Consider the following 20,300-nt stretch of genomic DNA (forward strand, 5'->3'; position numbering starts at 1 on the left):
AATTAATTGATTGATTATCTTTTTTTAAATTAAAGACAGGCGTAATGGCTGTGCTTAATTGGTGTTCACTCGAGTTACTTTATCCACGCCCTCGATTTTCTTAATATTGGCGATCATTTTCTTCAAAATATCATTGTTTGGAACGATGACGGTGATGGATCCTTTAAATAACCCTGCATTTTCACTCAAGGCAATACTTCTAATATTTACGGCTTTACTCTCCATAATAATCTTGGTGATTTCCGTGGTTAAACCGGCAGAGTCTAGTCCTGTAATATTAATCGTTGCCTCAAAGTTCAACGAAGTAGAAGAAGCAACCCAATGCGCCTGCATGATGCGGTACGCGTAGTTTGAACGCATACTCAGTGCATTAGGACAGTCAGTCTTGTGTACTTTTATTCCTTCGTTAATTGTTACAAATCCAAAAACATCATCTCCAGGTATCGGATTACAACAAGTGGCTAATTTGTAATCTAACTTTTCTTTGTCTTTTCCGAAAACGAGTAAATCTAATGCTTTTTTATCTTCTGATTCCTGAATTACTGGAGTAGAAGGAGTTCGCTTGATGCTTTTCTTGAAAAAGTTGAACAACGTATTGTTGCGTTTCGATGCGTATTCTTTCAATTGAGCATTATCAATTAAACCAGCACCAACGCGATAAAACAAATCTTGACTGGTTTTGAGTTTGAAATGGTTGACCATTTCATTGACTGTTGTTTCGTCTAGATTGATTTTTAAATGTTTCAGTTTACGTTGCAATTGCTCTTTTCCTTCATCGGCAATCTTCTTCGTATTCTCGTTTAATGAACTCTTGATTTTATTTCGAGCTCTACTGGTTGTAACATAGTCTAACCAGTTGACATTCGGTTTTTTATTTTCGGATGTGATAATTTCTACTTGATCTCCACTAGACAAGATGTGATTTAAGGGTACCAATCGTCCGTTTACACGAGTTCCTCTTGTTTTTAAACCAATCTCCGAGTGAATAGCAAAGGCAAAGTCGAGGGCAGTAGCTCCTTTGGGAAGGGATTTAATCTCTCCTTTAGGTGTAAAGACGTAAATTTCTTTTGCATAAAGACTTAGCTTGAAGTCTTCTACGAAATCAACGGCATTTGTTTCTGCATTTTCAAGTGCTTCCTTCAATTGATTCAACCAAAGGTCTAAGCTATTTTCTTCTGTAACGCCTTGTTTGTATTTGTAATGCGCAGCATACCCTTGCTCAGCAATTTCATCCATGCGTTCGCTTCGGATTTGTATTTCAACCCAGCGTCCTTTAGGTCCCATTACGGTGATGTGTAAGGCTTCATATCCCGTAGATTTAGGAGAGGAAATCCAATCTCTTAATCGACTCGGGCTAGGGCGGAAGTGGTCCGTTACAATCGAATAAATCTTCCAAGCGATGAACTTCTCTTCGTGTGGGGTAGACTTATAAATAATGCGCAAGGCAAATTTGTCGTATACTTCATCAAAGGTTACATTCTGTGCCTTCATTTTGCGTCGAATCGAATAAATCGATTTTGGACGACCCTTCATTGAATATTGGATATGCTCTTCATCTAGGGATTGTTTCAAAATGTCTGAAACGGATTTGATATAAGCTTCTTGCTCTTCTTTCGTTTCTTTCATTTTGAGGACAATGTCTTTATACACTTCTGGTTCCGTGTATTTCAGACCGAGGTCCTCTAGTTTGGTTTTGATGTTGAACAAACCTAAACGATGGGCAAGTGGAGCATAGATATACAAGGTTTCTGAAGCTATTTTAGCTTGCTTGTAATCCACCATGCTTTCCATGGTTTGCATGTTGTGCAAACGGTCGGCAATTTTAATCAGAATTACGCGAACGTCATCATTTAGCGTAAGTAACATTTTGCGGTAGTTCTCCGCTTGCATCGAAATGTGAGAATCGGGCTCTAATAGGGCCATCTTCGTTAATCCTTCAACAATCTGCGCTATTTTGGGATTGAACCACTCTTCAATTTGCTTTACGGTGATATCCGTATCCTCAACTACGTCGTGCATTAAAGCTGCCGCAATGGAGGTTGCACCTAATCCAATTTCAGAAGCGACAATTTTTGCAACGGCAATGGGGTGAAAAATATAAGCTTCTCCCGATTTTCTGCGTTGATCTTTATGGGCATCAACGGCAACGTCAAACGCCTTTCTAATTAATTTTTTATCTGCATCAGATAAAGTTTGGTAACTGATTTTCAGTAACTCTTTATATTCTTTTGCTATTGCCTTATTTTCTAATTCAATTTCTGCTTCTGTCATACTACTATTGATCGATAAAGATATACTAAATGTAAGAAAAAAAGCCTGTATATGCAAGTAGGGGTGTATCGCAATACACCCCTACTGTTGTTTTTTTTCTGTGGCTACTAAAATTGCCAATTTATCTTTTTTACTTTAGAATACAAAGAATACCCCGCCGTTGATTTGAACGTTACTTCCAGGTCCTCCACTCAAGTTCTTTTTACCTAGAACTTCTAAGTTTAACCCAAAGCGATTGATGAATAAATCACGGTTGTATTGTCCAACGCTAAATAATCCAGTATCTGATAACCAGATATTCACACCTCCACCGAAGTTAAACATCGCTTTGTCATCTTTGTTGAATTTGGTATAGCCTAATCCTGTTTCAATATAAGGATCAACAATTGGAATATTGAATAAACCTCCCAAGCTATAAATCATGGTCGCGTCTACTGCAAAAACGTTAAATTTATCATGCGCCACTCTACCGTTCACTAAATCTTCCGCTTTGACTTCACTCGATAATACACCTAGTTTAAAGCTAACATTTTTACCTGCGTAATATTCTACGGATAATTTCGGTAAAGAAGCTGCCTTTAATTCGTCAAAATTTGTGGGATCATCCCAATCAAAATTATTGTTCAGCATACTCATTTGAAGATTTACTTTCCACGGATAATTATAGTGCAAGCGTTCTTCGTAGTTGTATTTAGGCTTAAATTGAGCCATTGCTGCAGTGGTAAAAGAAAGAAGTATAGTAAGGGTGAATAAATTAAAGAATCTGTTGCTTCTTTTCATAGCGCTTTGTCTGTTTAAGTTTTTTGTTAAGGAAAAATTAATAAAAATCAAATATAAATAAAATATGCAAGCTGTAACGCGAGATTAACATTTTAATTATTCTAATCAAACGTCAGTCAGCGCGTATTATTGTTGAATATATTGTGATTTTTTTCCTATTTTATTAGGGTTGAAATCATTAGACTTAGGTGGATTTATTCCTGTTATTTAAAATCGCGTTGTCTTTTGGCTTCAAATAACAAGATAGAGGCTGCAACAGAGACATTCATGGAATCAATGGTACCACTCATGGGAATGATGATATTCTGTGTACTGCTTGCTCGCCATGGTTCTGTTAATCCAGTTGCTTCCGTTCCAACCACAAAAGCAGTAGGTGTGGTATAGTCTTGGGTGTGGTAGCTGCAAGAGTTTTGTAAGGTAGCTGCATAGGTGTGAATGCCACGAGCTTTTAGAAAGGCAATAGCTTCTTCTGTGGTCGCCACGGCAATTTGATTGGTAAATAAACAACCAACACTCGAGCGAATAATATTGGGGTTGTATAAATCTGTTCGTGGGTTAGCAATAATCACAGCATCGATATTAGCGGCATCGGCAGTACGCAGCATCGCGCCAATATTTCCTGGTTTTTCTGTCGCTTCCGCAACGAGAATAAGTGGGTTTTCAGGTAATTGCAATTGATCTAAAGCATGTGTTTTTGGCTGTGCTAACGCCAATACGCCTTCTGTAGAATCGCGATACGCTAATTTTTGATAGACGTCTTTGGAAATTTCAATACACGTTGTCTGTGCTCCAATAAAAGGTTGCACTTGTTCAAAAGGCAAGATATCAGGGCAAAATAACAAGGTGTTCAATTGATAGGAACCTGCTTGTGCAAGCTCGAGCTCGCGTAGGCCTTCAATGATAAATAAACCTTCTTTTTTGCGTGCTCTTGCTTTATCTTGTAGTTGAAGAATCGTCTTTATTAAGGGATTTTGTGTACTTTCTATTTTTTTTGTAATCATAGTTTAGAAACCTTTTGCCTTGATTTTGAGGTACATATTAATCGTTTCAATAGATAGATTTTGAGGAGTTGTCAGAATACTTTGTATTCCGTATTTCGTCAATTCATTGGCGATTAAACGCTTTTCAAAGTTAAATTTTTCTGCAATAATTTTGTCTATTATTTCATCTGTATTTTTAGCGTTCTTTTCTGTGAGGGCTTTAAGCTCTGTATTCTCGAAAAAGATTACGACTACCAAATGGCTTTTAGCTAAGGCACGCAAATAAGGCAATTGTCGATGTAAGCTAGAAAGTGATTCAAAATTAGTATAAAGCAACAATAAACTGCGATGCGTAATGGATTGTTTGACAGCACTATATAGGTGCCCAAAATCACTCTCACTAAAATCAGTTTGCAAGTTGTATAGATTGGTGATGATTTGTTGTAAATGCGTTCGCTTGTTGGAAGCGGCAACTCTATTTTCTACCTTTTTTGAAAACGAAAGCATCCCAACGCGATCGTTTTTTTTCAACACGACATTCGCAATAGCAAGTGTAGAATTGATGGCGTAGTTGAGTAAGCTCATTCCTTCAAAAGGCATTTGCATTAAGCGACCTTTATCAATAATTGCATAGACCGTTTCTGTATTTTCATCGAGAAACTGATTGACCATTAAATCGTTTTTCTTGGCCGTTGCTTTCCAGTTAATAGTTCGAATATCATCCCCTGAAACATATTCTTTGATTTGCTCAAATTCTGTAGTGTTTCCAATTTTGCGTAGTTTTTTTAACCCAAAGGCATACTTGTTCTTGGCAAAAGCAATTAAATCGTATTTTCTCATTTGAATAAAAGAGGGATAACACGGTAGCATTTGACCTGCTGAAAAAATATAGCGCTTGGAGACCAACTGTAGGGGAGAACGCGCGTATATGTTGAGTTTGCCAAAGTGATATTCCCCTCTAAACTTAGGTGATAAGTTATAGGTTAAGCGTTTGGTTTGCCCAGGTTGTAATTGTTCTTCAAGGAGAAAGTCGCGTTCTTGAAATTGGAACGGAATCTCGTCAATGATTGCGCAGTGAATTGTAAAAGAATAGTGATTCGATACTTGGATGTCAATGGGATTTTCGTCTCCATTGGATAATTTCTCGGGTAAAAAACGTTGAGCAATTACCTTGTTTTTTCCTTGAAATAGAACCATATAATCGGTTAAAAGAAGAATAAACCCCACGGCTACAAGTCCCCATGTTATGAAATATAAAACAGGGAATAGAAAAGATAGGATAAACAGGACAAAGATGATACCGAATCCGTAGTAAACACGTGGAAGTAAAAAAAGATGTTTCATTATAGGCTTCTTTTATCTTGGAATATCGATGGTTTCTACAATTTGTTGAATGATATCTTTGGCTGTAACTCCTTCCATTTCGCGTTCTGGTGCTACAATCACGCGGTGTGTTAAAACAGGATAGGCTGCTTCTTTAATGTCCTCTGGTGTAACAAAATCGCGATTGTTCAAAGCGGCATAACCTTTTGCTGCATTTAGAATAGCAATAGAGGCACGTGGAGAAGCACCTAGGTATAACATCGGATTTGTACGCGTTTGGTGAACAATTTTAGCGATGTATTCCATTACTTTTTCCTCTACAACAATTTGTTTGACTAGCTGTTGAAAAGCGATAATTTCTTCTGGTGATACAACCTTCTCAATTTGGGTTACTTTTTGATGACCTAAAAAGGCGTGTTCTTTAACTAAAATATTGATTTCTTCCTCCAAATTTGGATATTCTACTTCAATTTTGAATAAGAAACGATCCAATTGTGCCTCTGGCAAACGATAGGTTCCCTCTTGTTCAATTGGATTTTGTGTTGCAATCACTAAGAAAGGTTGATCCATTTTAAACTGAAGGTTATCAATGGTAATTTGTCTTTCTTCCATCACTTCAAATAAAGCCGCTTGTGTTTTAGCCGGTGCGCGATTGATTTCGTCAATCAGAACTAAATTGGCAAATATAGGTCCCTTCTTGAAGTCAAAGGCAGAGGTTTGCATATTGAATACCGATGTTCCCAAAATATCAGAAGGCATCAAATCCGGAGTGAATTGAATGCGACTATAGGTCGTATCGATGGTTTGAGCTAAAACCTTTGCTGTTAATGTTTTGGCTACACCTGGTACTCCTTCTAAAAGAATGTGCCCATTAGCTAGTAGCGCTACAAGTAAACGGTCAATCGTTTTGTGTTGTCCAACGATGACTTTGCTTATTTCGCGTTTGATGGCTGTGACTTTTTCCGTCAATGGCCCTAAATCTAAACGCGATTCAAATGCTAAATTGTCCGGTTGTGGTGTGATAGGTTCTGTTGTATGTTCCATAGTATGCTAGTCTAATATTTTTTTTGTTGCTTGATGTAATCGAACTAGATCTTCTTGTGTTGCCAAAAAGCTAGTCTGTTTGAATTCATTGACTAGGTTGACAAAAGCAAGGATATCTGCTCTGTTTTTGTTGGTTTTCAATTGATAATGATGCACAAATTTTTCATCCAATATCGTGGTATCAATATAATATATTCGCCTGATTTTCTCTAAGGAGTAAATGATGCTTTTCTGTATTAAATCATTGTAATCTTTGGATTGAATATACAAGTTTGAAACGGTTTTGGTAAATTCTACGGTCGTGTTTTTAACCGGAGAAATAATAGGGATAATACGCTGTCTTCGCTTGGCTGTAAACAAGGTAAAGACAAGTAGCCCCAACAAGAAGAAATACCACGCCCATTTTAAGGCGACATTGCCAAAGATAAAGCGCAACAAAGAGCTGCTTTCTTCGGGTGTGCCTAAGGATTTGACATAAAGATAATGATTTTGACTTTCAGGTAAATAAGAGAATACACTTTCAACATATAAGTGGTTATTACTTTCTAGTAAATAGAAATTGGTAAAGATAATGGGAGAGGTCCCTAAAATTAATTGACCTTTTCCTTGTTTTACCCGTACTAAATCTACTTGTTTCGTTGCTCCATTAACTGTTTTGTATCCTAAAACGTCAACATTGCTCTTTGTGCTGTCTAGAATTTGTAAATTGACATTATAGTAGTCATTTTTGATTCGAAACTTTTGCTTCGTTAGGTGCTCATTCGTAAGTTCTAAAACAGTATTCGGTTCCGTGTTATTTATGTCATTGTATGCTGCTTCTTCTTTAGAAAGTCCAAAGGCTTCTAAAAAGGCGATATTAGGGTTGGTATAGAGAACAAGTGCTGTATTTCCTGCTTCTATATACGCTTTGAGATAATCTGCTGTATATTGATCTAAATCAATCCCCTCGGAGCCAATGACAATTAATGTACTAGGTGAAAGCGTGTCATAGTCCTCATATTCTAAAAACTCGTAAATAGAAGAGTGAAAACGCGTCAAAAAATCGGTTTGTAGTAAGGCATCAATTTCTTGATCAAGAATGTATAAACCATAGGGGTTTTTGTCCGTATTGTTAAAGGATTCATTCCAATTAACTGGCTTCTGCTTTCCACTTTCATAAATGAAAACAAAGGTGACTAAAACCAATAGGGCAATGCCAAACTTTTTTAAAGAGCTGCTCATCGTTACTTGGTTTTAAGTTTGATATCGAAAGAGTTTTTCGCTTTGACGAAATCTTCCGATGTTAGTTCATATTCTCCGTACCAGATGTTGTTATAGAGATAGGAGAGGTAAGTGAATTCTTCTCGCTCCCTTTCTTCCTTTAGTTCATAACTATAATCCGCATTGGTCTTTTCAGGGGCCCAGGTGATTTTTCCTTGTTCTTGTAAACGCTGTAATAACCAAAGGTAATACAAGCGAATAGCCAAACGGTATTGTTGTTGTTCCAAGGCATCCGCAACCAAAAGCTCAAAATTAGTCGTTTTGAAGTCTTCAGTTGTTATATGCTCCAAGGCACTGATTTTTTTTCCTTTCTTTTTGATAATCCAATAGATATCTTTTTGGATAAACGCTTTCACCAAGTAATAGACTACAAGTCCAAATATAAGAAAGCCTAGCCCACGTAAAATGACTACATAATAGTGATTGTTGAGTTCTGTTCCAACCTTTTGAACGAAATTGCGGTAATACCAAGCTCGAATGGCTTGTTTGATTCGCTGAAATAAGCCTTCTTTTTTCTCTACTTTTACATAGGTGAATTCTTGTTTTCCCTTGTATTTATCTTTGTATTTCGTACTGAATTTCTTGTTGTAGACTTCGCTGCTCTTATCTTGTAAAAGATAAAGCGAATCCGTTGCCACTACCTTTTTAGATATAGTGGCAGGTAAGATTAGGGCTACTTCCGTTGGACAGTCTTCACAGTCCTCTTCTTCTGTCGTTTGCGCTTGTATAGGGGCAATACAACAGAAAAGCAGTAAAATCGTTACAAAAGAAATCGTCGAACGTTTATTCATTATTTGAACCAATACTGTCAATTTTACTTTTGGTAAAGAAATTTTCTTCTTTTTCTCTTTCACTATAGTAGATAATTCCTTGGTTAATAAACATGATATTTTGAGTTAAAGTAGCCAATAAGATATAGAGAAAATAGAGTAATACAATCCCCCAAGTAAGGGCTGAACTAAAAAATTGGTCTTCCATGTTTTGTGTGTCAAAAAAAGCACCACCACCAAGAGCAAGTACCTGAATGAGTATTGATGGAATAACGGTAATCAATGAAGTAATGATGTAAAATACAAAGGTATTACCAATAATGGTCCAGTAGTTGTAGCGTACGTATTTGAAGGCATTGCCATATGCTGTAAAGAATCCTTTATTTTTAATCAGGTATTCATAAAGAGCAAGGGTAAAAACAGAATAAAACGTAGGAATCATTAAGATTAAAATTGGAATTCCAATTAATAAAAATGCCAAAAGAACAGAAATGTAAAATAAGATGATGGCTAAAGGCATCATGATAAAGGTAGTCCCCAAAAAGAAGACGATAATAGCACCTAATTTTCCTGTGATTTGTTTGCCAATTTGATTTTGATCTGCTGGTTGTGTTACTGTAGCATCTCCTAAGTTTTTCATGTAGAATACGGGATAGGTGTAACAGATGATTCCCATGATTAATGCCACCACGAATACACCAATAAGAGCAAGGATACTTACCCCTAAATGGTTGTCAAAAACTGTTCTAAAAAAATCTTCATCACTGAAACCTGATGCACGTGATGCTGTTACTGCAGAAGAAATTCCAATATCAGCCAATAAATAGACGAAAATAAGGACTAAAAATAGGGGGATTCCACACAGTTTTAAAAAGTGTTTGAAATAGTTCTTTCCTTCTAAGCGTAAGAAGGTGAAGGTGTCACTAACAAGCGCACTGAAGTCGCGTTTTTGAAATAATAAAAACATAGCAATTGTTTATATATGGTTTAGTTTTTTTACTAATCGTTTAGGATAAAGGAAGAAATAGAAAAAGATAAGGCTAAACGTACTTAAGATGATGGCATAATTAAGTACATCGGGCATTGCTTTCGCATAACGGGTGATATATCCTTCAATGAATCCTGCTAAAATGGTAAAGGGAATGGTGGCAATAAAAATGGTTAATGCATCTTTAAAACCAAGCTTAAGTGAATTGACACGAGATAAGGTTTTAGGGAAGAGCAAGCTCGCACCTAAGACAAACCCTGCAAAGGCTTCAATTACCATGGCGGTTATTTCTATCGCTCCATGCAACCAAATACCGCGTACACTCTCCATAAATGCATTTTCATGTACGAACAGGTATTGGAAGGTTCCCAACATGATGCCGTTGTAGAACAGAAAGAGTAGGGTGCCCAATCCTGCACTTATTCCAAAGAGAAAGAAACGCAAACCAACGTATAGGTTATTGGCTGTAATTCCTATAAAACTCCCCCAATTACTTCCCGATTGGTAAACCGCCATAGCATCATCGTTTTTGATATTGGTGATGGTGGAGTTGACATAGGAATCGCCGAGTACATTTCGTGTAAAACTGGGGTCATAATGGGTTGAGATAACGCCAATTGCAACGAATAGTACAAAGACAACTAAGGTGAAGTTTAATTTGCGTCGGTGTTGATATACTGCTAAGGGAACATCGTATAAAAAGAAGCGTTTAATTCTATTTTCTTCAATTCGTTTTGTTTTGTATATTTTTTGGTAAGTTTGTATCGCCAAACTGTTTAAATATTGTGTAATTTTACTATTGGGATAAAAAGTTTTGGCATATGCTAAATCGTTCATGATCTGCATATACATGGATGCAAGATAGTCTGGTTTTTGCGTTTGCAAGGAATAGAGGGCCTTTTCATAGGAAAGCCAGTGTTCTTTATTTTTTTTAATAAACGCGACTTCTCTCATGCTGTGATTGATTAAAAGTATATTTATGGCTAAATTAACAATAAATACAACACAAAACATAGAAATTGATTTTAAAGCTGCTTCGATAGGAGAGCGCATTTTAGCATTCATACTGGATATGATCTTTAAAATTCTCTATTTTATTGTATTTTATTTTATAGACCAAACCTTTCATCTTTATCAATATGTACCTGATGATATGTGGTCAATCCAAGGATATTGGATTTTGGTATCTATTCCTGCTATTTTTTATACTGTTATTTTTGAGATTTTAATGCAAGGATATACACCAGGGAAGAAAATACTAGGCATCAAAGTGATTAAGATTGACGGATACCAGGCCTCTATAGTTGATTATTTTGTGCGGTGGATATTTAGAGTCATCGATCTTTTTATTGGTAATGGACTTGTTGCAGTAGTCATTATTTTATGTACATCAAAAAGCCAGCGGTTAGGCGATTTCTTTGCTGGAACCACGGTCATTAGTACAAAAACAAGGATGAGTTTATCCACTACGATTTTTCAAGAAGTAGAGCAGGAGTATAGTCCTTTACTTCCTCAAGTTATTCGCTTATCTGATGCGGATATTGGCGTAGTCAAAGAGATTTATTTGAGATTCATCAAAAGCAGAGATTATTCCTTAATCAAGGCATTGGCCAATAAACTAGAGTCTGAATTGAGTATAGACAAAGGGCAATTGGCGTTAAATAACCAAGAATTTGTAGAATTAGTCTTAAAGGACTATAGTCATTTTACAGGTAAAGAGTAATATATTTTTTTTAAATGTTTAGTTTTTTTGAGATTTTAGATTTGCTTGGAACATTGGCATTTGCAATTTCCGGAGCATTGGCGGGGCGTGAGCGTAAGCTAGATTTGTTTGGTATGGTTATCTTGGCATTTGCCACAGCAGTGGGTGGTGGAACCATACGGGATATGATGATTGGAATTACCCCTGTATTTTGGTTAACCGACTTAAGTTACTTTTATGTAACCTTTTTAGGTGTTTTTCTTTCGTTGGTGTTTTATAAGCGCTTTACGATTTTACGCTATTCCTTGTTCTTGTTTGATACCATTGGTATCGCTGTGTTTACTTTAATTGGAATTGCCAAAGGGATGTCCGTAGGCTTGCATCCTGTATTTTGTATTGCTTTAGGTACAATCACCGCTTGTTTTGGAGGGGTGATTCGCGATATTTTAGCTAATCAAATCCCTATTATTTTCAAAAAGGAGATTTATGCTACCGCCTGTATCTTTGGAGGGTGTGTGTACTATTTATTGGACCATTATAACGTCAATAAGGAAGTGATTTACCTTACAACAGCAGGAAGTATTATAATCCTTCGTTTATTTGCTGTTCGCTATAAATGGAGCTTGCCTTTTGCACAAGAGGTAGGAAAGGGATGATTTGTTTGTGGAGTCATCGCAGGGTGTTTGAGATGGTGCGAACTGAGATTTTGAGTTAGTTACTGTAGTATTAAATTGCAACTTCAACTCTTTTTCTTACTCAAACCGCAGAAAAAATAATATCACCATTTACAAGAATAAAAAAAGATCTTCCTAGGAAGATCTTTTTTTATTCTTGTAATGTATTTTTTTCATGTGTTTCAAAGTGATCCGGACTCAGGATGACAATCCCCTTCTGTAAAAGAAGGTTGTTGGGATAGGAAATCTGCTCACCATCTTTTGTTACTAACAGCAGATAAAAGGCTTTGATGTCTACAATTCGCCCTTCGGTTGGGAAATCTTTATCTTGGATGCGGATAATATCTCCAATGCGGAAAGGAAAAGAGAAGAAAAGCAAGATACCCGCTGTGATGTTACTCAATAAAGACCACTGCGCAAACATAGCTACGCCAATTACTGTAAATACAGAGGTTAAGGTCAATAATACATTGTCTTTTTCAACGCCCCATATCGTAAAGATAATAACGAACAATAAGACAAGTAACAGCAAGTTAAACAAGCGAATAACGACAGCTTCCCGGCCTTCTTTCATTTCAGATTTCTTGGAAAAAGAGTGAATGATGCTTGTTGTTATCTTTCTAGATATTAAAAAGATAACAATGGCAATTGCTGTAATTATAGCTTTAAATAAATATCCTTCAGGCATGTTTTATGCTTTAATAAACTGTATTAATTCTTCCATAAGTTCTGTGGTTGGTAAACCCACAATATTGGTGTAGGATCCGTTAATACGTTCGATTCCTACTAAACCAATCCACTCTTGAATACCATAAGCCCCAGCTTTGTCATAGGGTTGATACTGATCAATGTAATATTCAATGTGCTCAAGGCTTAATGGCTTGAAGTGTACTTCTGTTACTACGTGAAAAACATGCTCTTTTTGCGTTGTTTTTAGGCATATAGAAGTAATGACTTCATGCATTTTTCCCGATAAGCGCTGAAGCATTGCAATAGCTTCTTGTCTATCTTCAGGTTTTCCTAGTGATTGACCTTCACTCCAAACGGTAGTATCACTGGTGATTAGAATCTCTTTGTCATGCGTTAACGCGATAGCATCTGCTTTTAATTTAGCGATAAAATCCGTAATAGCTGCACCTTGTAGTTCAGGAGGATAATTTTCTTCTATATCTGATGCTCGAACCACAAAAGTTAAACCTAAATCAGTCAAAAATTGTTTGCGTCTGGGAGAGTTAGATCCCAGTACAAGGGCATAGTCATTTAGTACTTGATAGGGCATAGTGGATCGATTAATCGTATTTAGCATCAAAGTGTTGGAACCATTTTTGTTGGGTTTTCATCACTTGTTCAATAACTTCACGTACAGCACCTTCACCGCCATTTTTATGCGAGATATAACGAGAGATACGCTTAATTTCAGGTGAAGCATCTTGAGGAGCCGTAGGAAGGGCTACGAGTTGCATCACGTGATAATCTGGAATATCATCCCCCATATATAAAATTTCTTCCGGCTGTAGGTTGTGGTCTGCACAATACTTTTTGAAAATTTCCACTTTGTTGGAAACACCCAAATAGATGTCTTTCACACCTAAATTGCTTAATCTTGTTTTTACACCTTCGTTACTTCCGCCAGAGATGATACACACGCGATAACCATTCTCTAAAGCAGCTTTGACAGCATAACCATCTTTGATGCTCATGATTCTCAATAAATCTCCATTGTTTGTAACGTGAACTTTTCCGTCTGTTAAGACTCCATCTACATCAAATATGAATGTAGTGATATCGTTCATGATTTCTTTAAAGTGTTTAGACATTATCTATTTTGTATTGATTTTGTAATAAGTTGATAGATTTCTTTTTTAGTTGGATCTGTCAACATCTCTAGATGTTGATTGATGGTGTTTTGATCCCCTCTCGATGCAGGCCCAGTTTGTGCCTCAAAGGGAGAGAGATGCATGATTTTATGGGCGGTTTCCAAAATCAACGGCTTAAGAATCTCAAAAGGAACTTGGTATTCTTTACAAATGTCTTCTCCCATCGTAAACATATGATTAGAGAAGTTATTGACAAATACTGCAGCCAAGTGAATGGCTTTTCTTTGTTCGGATGAGATTTTATAAACGCGTTCTGAAAAGCTAACGGCTATTTTTTCAAGCAGTTGAAAATCTTCTTGGTGATTCGCTTCAATGCAAAAAGGAATAGAGGAGAAGTCCAATTCTTTGTCCTTCGAAAACGATTGTAATAGATACATCACTCCTTTGCGTTCTTGCTGTATGGCAGACATCGGGATAGTCCCTGACGTATGGACAACAAATTGGTTGGGGATTTGAATTTGGCTTGAAACTTCCTCAATGGAAATATCACTAACAGCAATAATAAAAATATCAGCGGGTTTTAACGCTTTTATGTCATTGACCACCCTGTTTTCAGGTACTAAATCAGTAACTGAATTCGTATTTCTTGCGTATATTTGTTGTAATGTCAACTGATCACTTTCTAGGATGTTTCCTATCAGGTGGTGTGCAACTTTTCCCGAACCTAAAATTGTTATTGTAACCATAAGGTAAAGATACTGATTTTAACGGTAAAGCGGGGAGGAAATCAAAAGAAATAATAGTATGAGTAAAGATATAGAACACCTTAAAGATATTCAATTGTTGGTCAATACGTTTTATGGTAGAGTGCAACAAGATGACTTGATTGGGCCCATATTTAATGAGCGTTTAGCAGGTAAATGGGACTATCATTTAGAGAAGATGTACGCGTTCTGGCAGACTGTTTTGCTAGAGGAACATACGTATTCAGGAAGGCCTTTTCCGCCTCACGCAAAATTACCCGTTCATCAAGAGCATTTTGAGCGTTGGAAGGAAATTTTTAACCGTACAGTAGATGAGCTATTTGAAGGTAAAATTGCAGATGAGGCCAAATGGCGTGCGGAACGCATGGCAGCGATGTTTCTGAGTAAGATTGAGTATTTTAGAGGTAATGTTTGATTGGGAAAGGGGTGTGATGGGTTAGGAGTTAAGGGTTATGGGTTAAGGGTTAGGAGTGATGTAAAATTTAATCGTGACAAATGAAAATTTGCCCATAGGTTTGATCAATCAGAAAATAAAAAAAACTTTGATGTAAAATAAGATAAAAAGGGATGAGTATTGAAACTCATCCCTTTTTTGCTTTTTGTGAAGTTGTAAGATTTATCGATTAAAGAAAAATTCATAGTATTTATAAAATTTACTTCTCTCCCTTTTATCTCACTACGTTTACATTTGTTTTGGTGTTCGATGAATATATCTCACCTATTTCATATTTGTTTTGGTGTTCGATGAATCTTCACTGCATTCTGATTTTCACTACGTTTCGATTTCACCGTCTCACCGTCTCACCATCTAACCCTCTCAACCTCTCACCATCTAACCCTCTTACCACCTCACCCTCTCATCTTTTACCTATTTTTTCTTTCCGTTGTTAAACTTAATGTTTCCCAGTGGGTTTTTAGGTTTATCTGATTTACTAAATGGTTTTTTACCTGCGGATCCTGCGGCTTTAGGTTTGTTGCCAAAAGCTTTTGGTTCAGCTGGTCGATCGGTCTTTACCTTTTTGACCATATTTTCCTTGTTCTTTTGTAAAACCTCCATTGGGTTTTTAGGTTCTTCTTTTGTCCCTCTAAGATAAATGACCAATCCATTTAAGAAGTTTCTCAAGATTTGATCACCACATTCCATGTATTTTGGGTGGTCGACATTTCGAAAGAAATTACCTAGTTCTCCTTTAGAAATCCTAAAATCAACTAGTTCAAGAATTTCTACTATTTGTTCGTCTCTTAGTTGTAAAGCAACTCTCAGTTTCTTTAAAATATCGTTATTAGTCATGGGCGATAGTTATAATTTATCTTTTAATATTTGTATTTCATCTCGTAATTGGGCAGCTAGCATAAAATTGAGTTCCATGGCTGCTTTTTCCATTTCCTTTCGCTTGCTGTTAATCAGTTTTTGTATTTCCTCTTTGGTGTGATATTTCACTTGCTCTTCTGCAACTTTCTTCACTTGTTCCGTCATGAGTTCGTCATAGGTTGGCTTAATGAGGTCGTTGCTAATCTTTTTATTTAATCCTTTCGGTGTAATATTATGCTGGGTATTATAGGCGATTTGTTTACTGCGTCTATAATTGGTCTCATCTATCGTTTTTTGCATACTGGCTGTAATCTTATCCGCATACATAATTGCCTTCCCGTTGACGTTCCTTGCGGCTCTACCTACAGTTTGCGTCAAGGAGCGATGGCTGCGTAAGAAGCCTTCTTTATCAGCGTCTAAAATCGCTACAAGCGATACTTCTGGTAAATCTAAACCTTCTCGAAGTAAATTCACTCCAATCAGTACATCAAAGAGTCCTTTTCTCAAGTCTTGCATAATTTCGATGCGCTCTAGGGTATCCACATCAGAATGGACATAACGACAACGAACACCCATGCGAGTAAAGTATTTGGCTAATTCTTCTGCCATACGCTTAGTTAAAGTGGTTACGAGGGTTCGTTCATCTTTATCTACGCGTTGCTGAATCTCTTCAATTAAGTCGTCAATCTGATTTTCAGTAGGTCGTATTTCAATAATTGGATCCAGTAAACCGGTTGGGCGAATCAATTGTTCTACAATTACACCTTCACTTTTTTGAAGCTCATAATCAGCAGGTGTTGCAGAGACGTAGATGACTTGATTCTGCATAGCCTCAAATTCCTCAAACTTTAAGGGACGGTTATCTAGGGCTGCAGGTAATCGAAAGCCGTATTCAACTAAATTTTCTTTTCTTGAACGGTCTCCGCCATACATGGCGTGAACCTGAGAGATGGTCACGTGACTTTCATCAACGACCATCAAGTAATCATCTGGGAAATAGTCTAATAAACAGAAAGGACGTGTTCCTGGTTCTCTACCATCTAAGTAGCGAGAATAGTTTTCGATTCCAGAACAGTATCCCAATTCTTTCATCATTTCTAGGTCGAAATTTGTTCGCTCTTCTAGGCGTTTCGCTTCCAGATGCTTGCCGATTTCTTTGAAATAAGTAACTTGTTTTTCCAAATCTTGTTGTATTTCCCAAATGGCATTGTTTAATACATCTGGAGAAGTTACAAACATATTGGCTGGATAGATATTAAGGCGTGTAAATTTCTCAATAACTTGAGCAGTTGTTACATCAAATACTTCAATGGCTTCAATTTCATCTCCAAAGAAGTGAATGCGGTAAGGATTGTCTGCATAACTAGGGAATACCTCAATGGTATCTCCTTTGATTCTAAAGTAACCAGGTGTAAAATCTGCCTCTGTACGCGCATATAAACTTTGCACCAATCGGTGTAGCAATTGTGTGCGGCTAATTTGTTGGTCTATTTCGATGGAAATAACGTTCTTTTGGAACTCAATAGGGTTTCCAATACCGTATAAACAAGAAACAGAAGCAACAACTAAAACATCTCGACGACCTGATAATAGGGTAGAGGTGGTGCTTAAACGTAGCTTTTCAAGTTCTTCATTGATGGATAGATCTTTCTCGATGTATTGTCCAGTAACGGGAATGAATGCTTCTGGTTGATAGTAGTCGTAATAAGAAACGAAATACTCTACAGCATTGTTGGGGAAGAAACTTTTAAATTCCGAATACAATTGTGCAGCCAACGTCTTATTGTGTGCTAAAACTAAGGTTGGTTTTTGTACTTCTTGAATTACGTTGGCAACACTAAATGTCTTACCAGATCCCGTAACCCCCACAAGTGTTTGATATTTCTGATTGTCCAAAATACTTTGGGTCAATTGGCTAATCGCTTCCGGTTGATCACCGGTGGGACTATAATCAGATTGTAAATCAAATTTCATAACTACTTATTTAAATGCAAAGGTACGCATTTAAACAAAAAAAGCACAAGCATAACGCTTGTGCTTTTTAGTATAATTAATGTACTAATTAGTTTACTTTGAAAATTGCTCTTCTAGCAACGTTTTTAGCTTGTGTTGAATCGATACCATTACCTTTAGCAGTAATTTTACCTGCAGGAACTCCAGCTTTAACTAAAAGGTTTTTCACAGCGTCTGCACGTCTTTGTGATAATTTTTGGTTATAGTCTTTGTTTCCTGTTGAGTCAGCATATCCACCAACTTCTAAAGAAGCAGAAGGGTTGTTTTTCATGTAAGAAACGATGAAGTTAATACCTTCTAATGTAGTAGGCTCAGCTTTATCGAAATCAAAGTTAACAGCTACATAACCTTTGTTGATTAATTCTTTAACCAAAGCAGCGTCATCAGCGTTCATTGTTTCGTTATTTCCGTATTTTTCTTGGAAATAAGCCTCAATGTTATCAGCGATACCATTGTTGTTTTTATCAATGTTTCTTCCTCTAGAATCAACTAAAGCTCCAGCTGGTGTGTTAGGCTCTAAGTCTAAGTAATCAGCTACTCCGTCGTTGTCTGAATCAACTAACATAGATTCGATTTGATCTAATCTGTTAGTTAAAGAATTGATTTCATTTTTAGTTTGAGATTCTTCAGAATACCAGTCAGCATGTTGACCATGTTTACCTAAATAGATAGAGATACCCATTGAAGCATTAAACATTGTTCCTTGGAATACAGAACGGTTTGTTGCAGAAGCACCATCCCAGTTTCTGTCTTGTTGTGTATTTTGAATTACAGTAAAGTCAGCATTTAAAGCTACTCTAGAGTGTAATTTAACTTGTCCTGTTAAACCAGCCATTAAGTGACCCATTTTGTCAGAACTAGTAAAGTTGTCTCCGTTTAACCAAGAGTAACCTCCACCCGCGTGAACTTGTAATCCTAAAGTGTTTGTCCAGTTTTCAAAGTTTAAAACTCTACCTAAGTTTACTACTCCTTCTAAACTTGTTCTGTAGTAATCACTTTGAGCTTTTAAATTACTGTTTGTCCAGTTATCAATTTTGTCATAACCAAATGAAGCTTTAACTCCAATTTTGTTGTTGATGCTATATCTAACACCACCATCTAAATGTAAGTTTTTGAAAGTCTCAGCAGAATATCCTGAGCTTAATGTTCTTGCTGGTTTTGCAAAACCTGCATTTAAATCAACTGACCACTTATTATATGGCTTGTCTTGCGCATTAGCACAGATACCTACCGTAAGTGCTAATAAAGATAATGTGATTTTTTTCATAATTTAATTTTTACTTTCACTTGTGTGCTATCGTAATAGCTACTATTGTTTCGTTTACTTGGCAAATATACTATAAAGTTTTTAAATATGCATTTTTTACAAGAAAAATACAATTTTTTAAAGAATAACTGAATTATATAAAATCAGTGAGGGTTCTCTTTATTTTGTATAAATGTTGTTTTTTTAGCGATGTGTTGAAAAAAATATAAAGTTTCTTTCTATTATTAACTAATTTGGTTTTTTATTTTTTTCTCTACTACAAAGGTACCAAATGGGATTATTGAGGCTATACATGCTAAAAATAGTGTTTTGTTCGACCATTTTAACTCATTTTTTATCAAAATAGCGATAACGATATAAGCAATAAATAATACTCCATGTGCCATACCTACTTTTTGTACCATATAAGGATTGTCCCATATGTATTTTAATGGCATTGCAATAAACAATAACATAAGGAGAGAAACTCCTTCTAGAAAAGCTATAATCCTAAATAGATTAACCATAATTTTTGAGTCTTTAATTTAAAGAGGCTAAAATAGGGTTAATGATTAATAATTCAAATATTTGGAATCGGATTAATGCTAAATAAATCATAAAAAAAGGCCTAGTCAAACTAGGCCTTTTCACTATGCTAAGAACTTAGCATTATATTCTTTCAAATCAACGATGTTGTGTTTATTTGTTGGATCTTTAAAAAGAGACAATAGATACTGTAAGCTCTCAATGTCATTAACTGTAGGAGTAACTACTTCCGCTACAGATTCCCCTTCTTCTTCAATTGGTTCATCGTTTGGAATTGCAATGAAAAAACCATTGTTGTTCTCAATGTGTTCATACGTAAGTCTAATCGCTTTTACTAAAGTTGGAACCTCTTCTAGTAAAGCGTATTCTCTTAATTTCTTAAGGTTTGGAACTATTTGATCCACTACAAGACCGTTAGTAACTAAATCAGATTGTATTAACTTAATTAGTTTAATTGCGTTTGCGTTTTCCACAGTATTAAATTTTGGGTATTATTAATTGTAGCACAAAAATAAGCTTTTTAATAGTTTAGCAAATAAAAAATTGGATTTAATTTTCAATTGTTTCTTCTTTTTACTTTAATCCCCTTTCTTTCACAAGCATACCCCGTCTCTTTTTTCTTATAAGGACCTAAAGGGCAATTGATTTGTCTATTCCTGTCTTTTTTAGCTCGGCAAACCGGTACCTAGCATTGGGCAAAGGTTTCTGGGAGTGGTGAATCTAATTGTATTGAACTCTTTTTCTAAAGAAGATGTTATTTTATTGCGATTAATTTAAAACGACTTTTTCCTCTTTTATTCGTGTTTTTTT

The 20,300-nt window shown here is 36.2% G+C and carries 21 protein-coding genes; 3 read left to right on the forward strand and 18 right to left on the reverse strand.

The features are described 5' to 3' along the window. Positions 1-54: 54 nt before the first annotated feature. From AWV75_RS06655 to AWV75_RS06695, 9 genes are all read right to left on the reverse strand, one after another. Positions 55-2,271 (reverse strand): RelA/SpoT family protein, encoded by a 2,217-nt coding sequence (locus AWV75_RS06655; protein ID WP_060873636.1) that lies wholly within the window; start codon positions 2,269-2,271, stop codon positions 55-57. Positions 2,272-2,406: 135 nt separating this feature from the next. Beyond that, positions 2,407-3,051, reverse strand: a complete 645-nt coding sequence (locus AWV75_RS06660; RefSeq protein ID WP_060873637.1) for a hypothetical protein — start codon at positions 3,049-3,051, stop codon at positions 2,407-2,409. 203 nt (positions 3,052-3,254) lie between these two features. Then, complete coding sequence (locus AWV75_RS06665) at positions 3,255-4,052, reverse strand: TrmH family RNA methyltransferase (RefSeq protein WP_060873638.1); 798 nt, start codon at positions 4,050-4,052, stop codon at positions 3,255-3,257. A gap of 3 nt (positions 4,053-4,055) precedes the next feature. Further along, positions 4,056-5,375, reverse strand: a complete 1,320-nt coding sequence (locus tag AWV75_RS06670) for a DUF58 domain-containing protein (protein ID WP_060873639.1) — start codon at positions 5,373-5,375, stop codon at positions 4,056-4,058. A gap of 12 nt (positions 5,376-5,387) precedes the next feature. After that, positions 5,388-6,398, reverse strand: coding sequence for an AAA family ATPase (locus AWV75_RS06675; RefSeq protein ID WP_060873640.1), 1,011 nt, complete (start codon positions 6,396-6,398; stop codon positions 5,388-5,390). A gap of 6 nt (positions 6,399-6,404) precedes the next feature. Then, complete coding sequence (locus AWV75_RS06680) at positions 6,405-7,619, reverse strand: DUF4350 domain-containing protein (protein WP_060873641.1); 1,215 nt, start codon at positions 7,617-7,619, stop codon at positions 6,405-6,407. Positions 7,620-7,621: 2 nt separating this feature from the next. Further along, positions 7,622-8,449, reverse strand: coding sequence for a DUF4129 domain-containing protein (locus AWV75_RS06685; protein ID WP_231738030.1), 828 nt, complete (start codon positions 8,447-8,449; stop codon positions 7,622-7,624). Then, complete coding sequence (locus AWV75_RS06690) at positions 8,442-9,395, reverse strand: hypothetical protein (protein WP_060873642.1); 954 nt, start codon at positions 9,393-9,395, stop codon at positions 8,442-8,444. The genes AWV75_RS06685 and AWV75_RS06690 overlap by 8 nt, the downstream gene beginning before the upstream one ends. Before the next feature lie 9 nt (positions 9,396-9,404). After that, positions 9,405-10,370 carry a stage II sporulation protein M gene (locus AWV75_RS06695; RefSeq protein WP_060873681.1) on the reverse strand — a complete coding sequence of 322 codons (966 nt, stop codon included), beginning with the start codon at positions 10,368-10,370 and terminating at the stop codon, positions 9,405-9,407. 25 nt (positions 10,371-10,395) lie between these two features. Between AWV75_RS06695 and AWV75_RS06700 the strand changes: the two genes are divergently transcribed. Both AWV75_RS06700 and AWV75_RS06705 read left to right on the forward strand, forming a co-directional pair. After that, positions 10,396-11,139: an RDD family protein gene (locus tag AWV75_RS06700; protein ID WP_060873643.1), complete on the forward strand. Its 744-nt coding sequence runs from the start codon at positions 10,396-10,398 to the stop codon at positions 11,137-11,139. Positions 11,140-11,153: 14 nt separating this feature from the next. Next, complete coding sequence (locus tag AWV75_RS06705) at positions 11,154-11,774, forward strand: trimeric intracellular cation channel family protein (protein ID WP_060873644.1); 621 nt, start codon at positions 11,154-11,156, stop codon at positions 11,772-11,774. Between the two features lie 169 nt (positions 11,775-11,943). On the opposite strand, the gene AWV75_RS06710 is transcribed toward AWV75_RS06705, so the two are convergent. The 4 genes from AWV75_RS06710 to AWV75_RS06725 are packed head-to-tail and all read right to left on the reverse strand — an operon-like array spanning position 11,944 to position 14,355. After that, positions 11,944-12,480: a mechanosensitive ion channel domain-containing protein gene (locus AWV75_RS06710; protein WP_060873645.1), complete on the reverse strand. Its 537-nt coding sequence runs from the start codon at positions 12,478-12,480 to the stop codon at positions 11,944-11,946. A 3-nt stretch (positions 12,481-12,483) separates the two neighbouring features. Continuing rightward, positions 12,484-13,071: a Maf family nucleotide pyrophosphatase gene (locus AWV75_RS06715; protein ID WP_060873646.1), complete on the reverse strand. Its 588-nt coding sequence runs from the start codon at positions 13,069-13,071 to the stop codon at positions 12,484-12,486. Positions 13,072-13,081: 10 nt separating this feature from the next. After that, entirely contained in the window at positions 13,082-13,609 is a 528-nt protein-coding gene (locus tag AWV75_RS06720; protein WP_060873647.1) for a KdsC family phosphatase, read from the reverse strand. After that, positions 13,609-14,355 carry a Rossmann-like and DUF2520 domain-containing protein gene (locus AWV75_RS06725; RefSeq protein ID WP_060873648.1) on the reverse strand — a complete coding sequence of 249 codons (747 nt, stop codon included), beginning with the start codon at positions 14,353-14,355 and terminating at the stop codon, positions 13,609-13,611. Before AWV75_RS06725 ends, AWV75_RS06720 begins: the two co-directional genes overlap by 1 nt. 58 nt (positions 14,356-14,413) lie before the next feature. On the opposite strand from AWV75_RS06725, the gene AWV75_RS06730 reads away from it, so the two are divergent. Next, on the forward strand, positions 14,414-14,788 hold the full coding sequence (locus AWV75_RS06730) for a group III truncated hemoglobin (RefSeq protein WP_060873649.1): 375 nt from the start codon (positions 14,414-14,416) through the stop codon (positions 14,786-14,788). A 453-nt stretch (positions 14,789-15,241) separates the two neighbouring features. Here the strand turns inward: AWV75_RS06730 and AWV75_RS06735 are convergent, their stop codons facing one another. The 5 genes from AWV75_RS06735 to AWV75_RS06755 all read right to left on the reverse strand — a co-directional run bounded on the left by AWV75_RS06735 (position 15,242) and on the right by AWV75_RS06755 (position 19,963). Beyond that, positions 15,242-15,664, reverse strand: a complete 423-nt coding sequence (locus tag AWV75_RS06735; protein ID WP_060873650.1) for a DUF1456 family protein — start codon at positions 15,662-15,664, stop codon at positions 15,242-15,244. 9 nt (positions 15,665-15,673) lie between these two features. Beyond that, positions 15,674-17,659 (reverse strand): excinuclease ABC subunit UvrB, encoded by a 1,986-nt coding sequence (gene uvrB, locus AWV75_RS06740; RefSeq protein ID WP_060873651.1) that lies wholly within the window; start codon positions 17,657-17,659, stop codon positions 15,674-15,676. Between the two features lie 88 nt (positions 17,660-17,747). Beyond that, positions 17,748-18,965 carry an OmpA family protein gene (locus AWV75_RS06745; RefSeq protein WP_060873652.1) on the reverse strand — a complete coding sequence of 406 codons (1,218 nt, stop codon included), beginning with the start codon at positions 18,963-18,965 and terminating at the stop codon, positions 17,748-17,750. Between the two features lie 224 nt (positions 18,966-19,189). Then, positions 19,190-19,471: a DUF3817 domain-containing protein gene (locus AWV75_RS06750; protein WP_060873653.1), complete on the reverse strand. Its 282-nt coding sequence runs from the start codon at positions 19,469-19,471 to the stop codon at positions 19,190-19,192. Between the two features lie 123 nt (positions 19,472-19,594). Further along, the gene (locus tag AWV75_RS06755) at positions 19,595-19,963 is read right to left on the reverse strand and encodes a hypothetical protein (RefSeq protein ID WP_060873654.1); all 369 of its coding nucleotides are present in this window, start codon (positions 19,961-19,963) and stop codon (positions 19,595-19,597) included. Between the last annotated feature and the right edge of the window lie 337 nt (positions 19,964-20,300).

The sequence above is a fragment of the Myroides odoratus genome, assembly GCF_001549985.1.
Classification (GTDB): Bacteria; Bacteroidota; Bacteroidia; order Flavobacteriales; family Flavobacteriaceae; genus Flavobacterium; species Flavobacterium odoratum_A.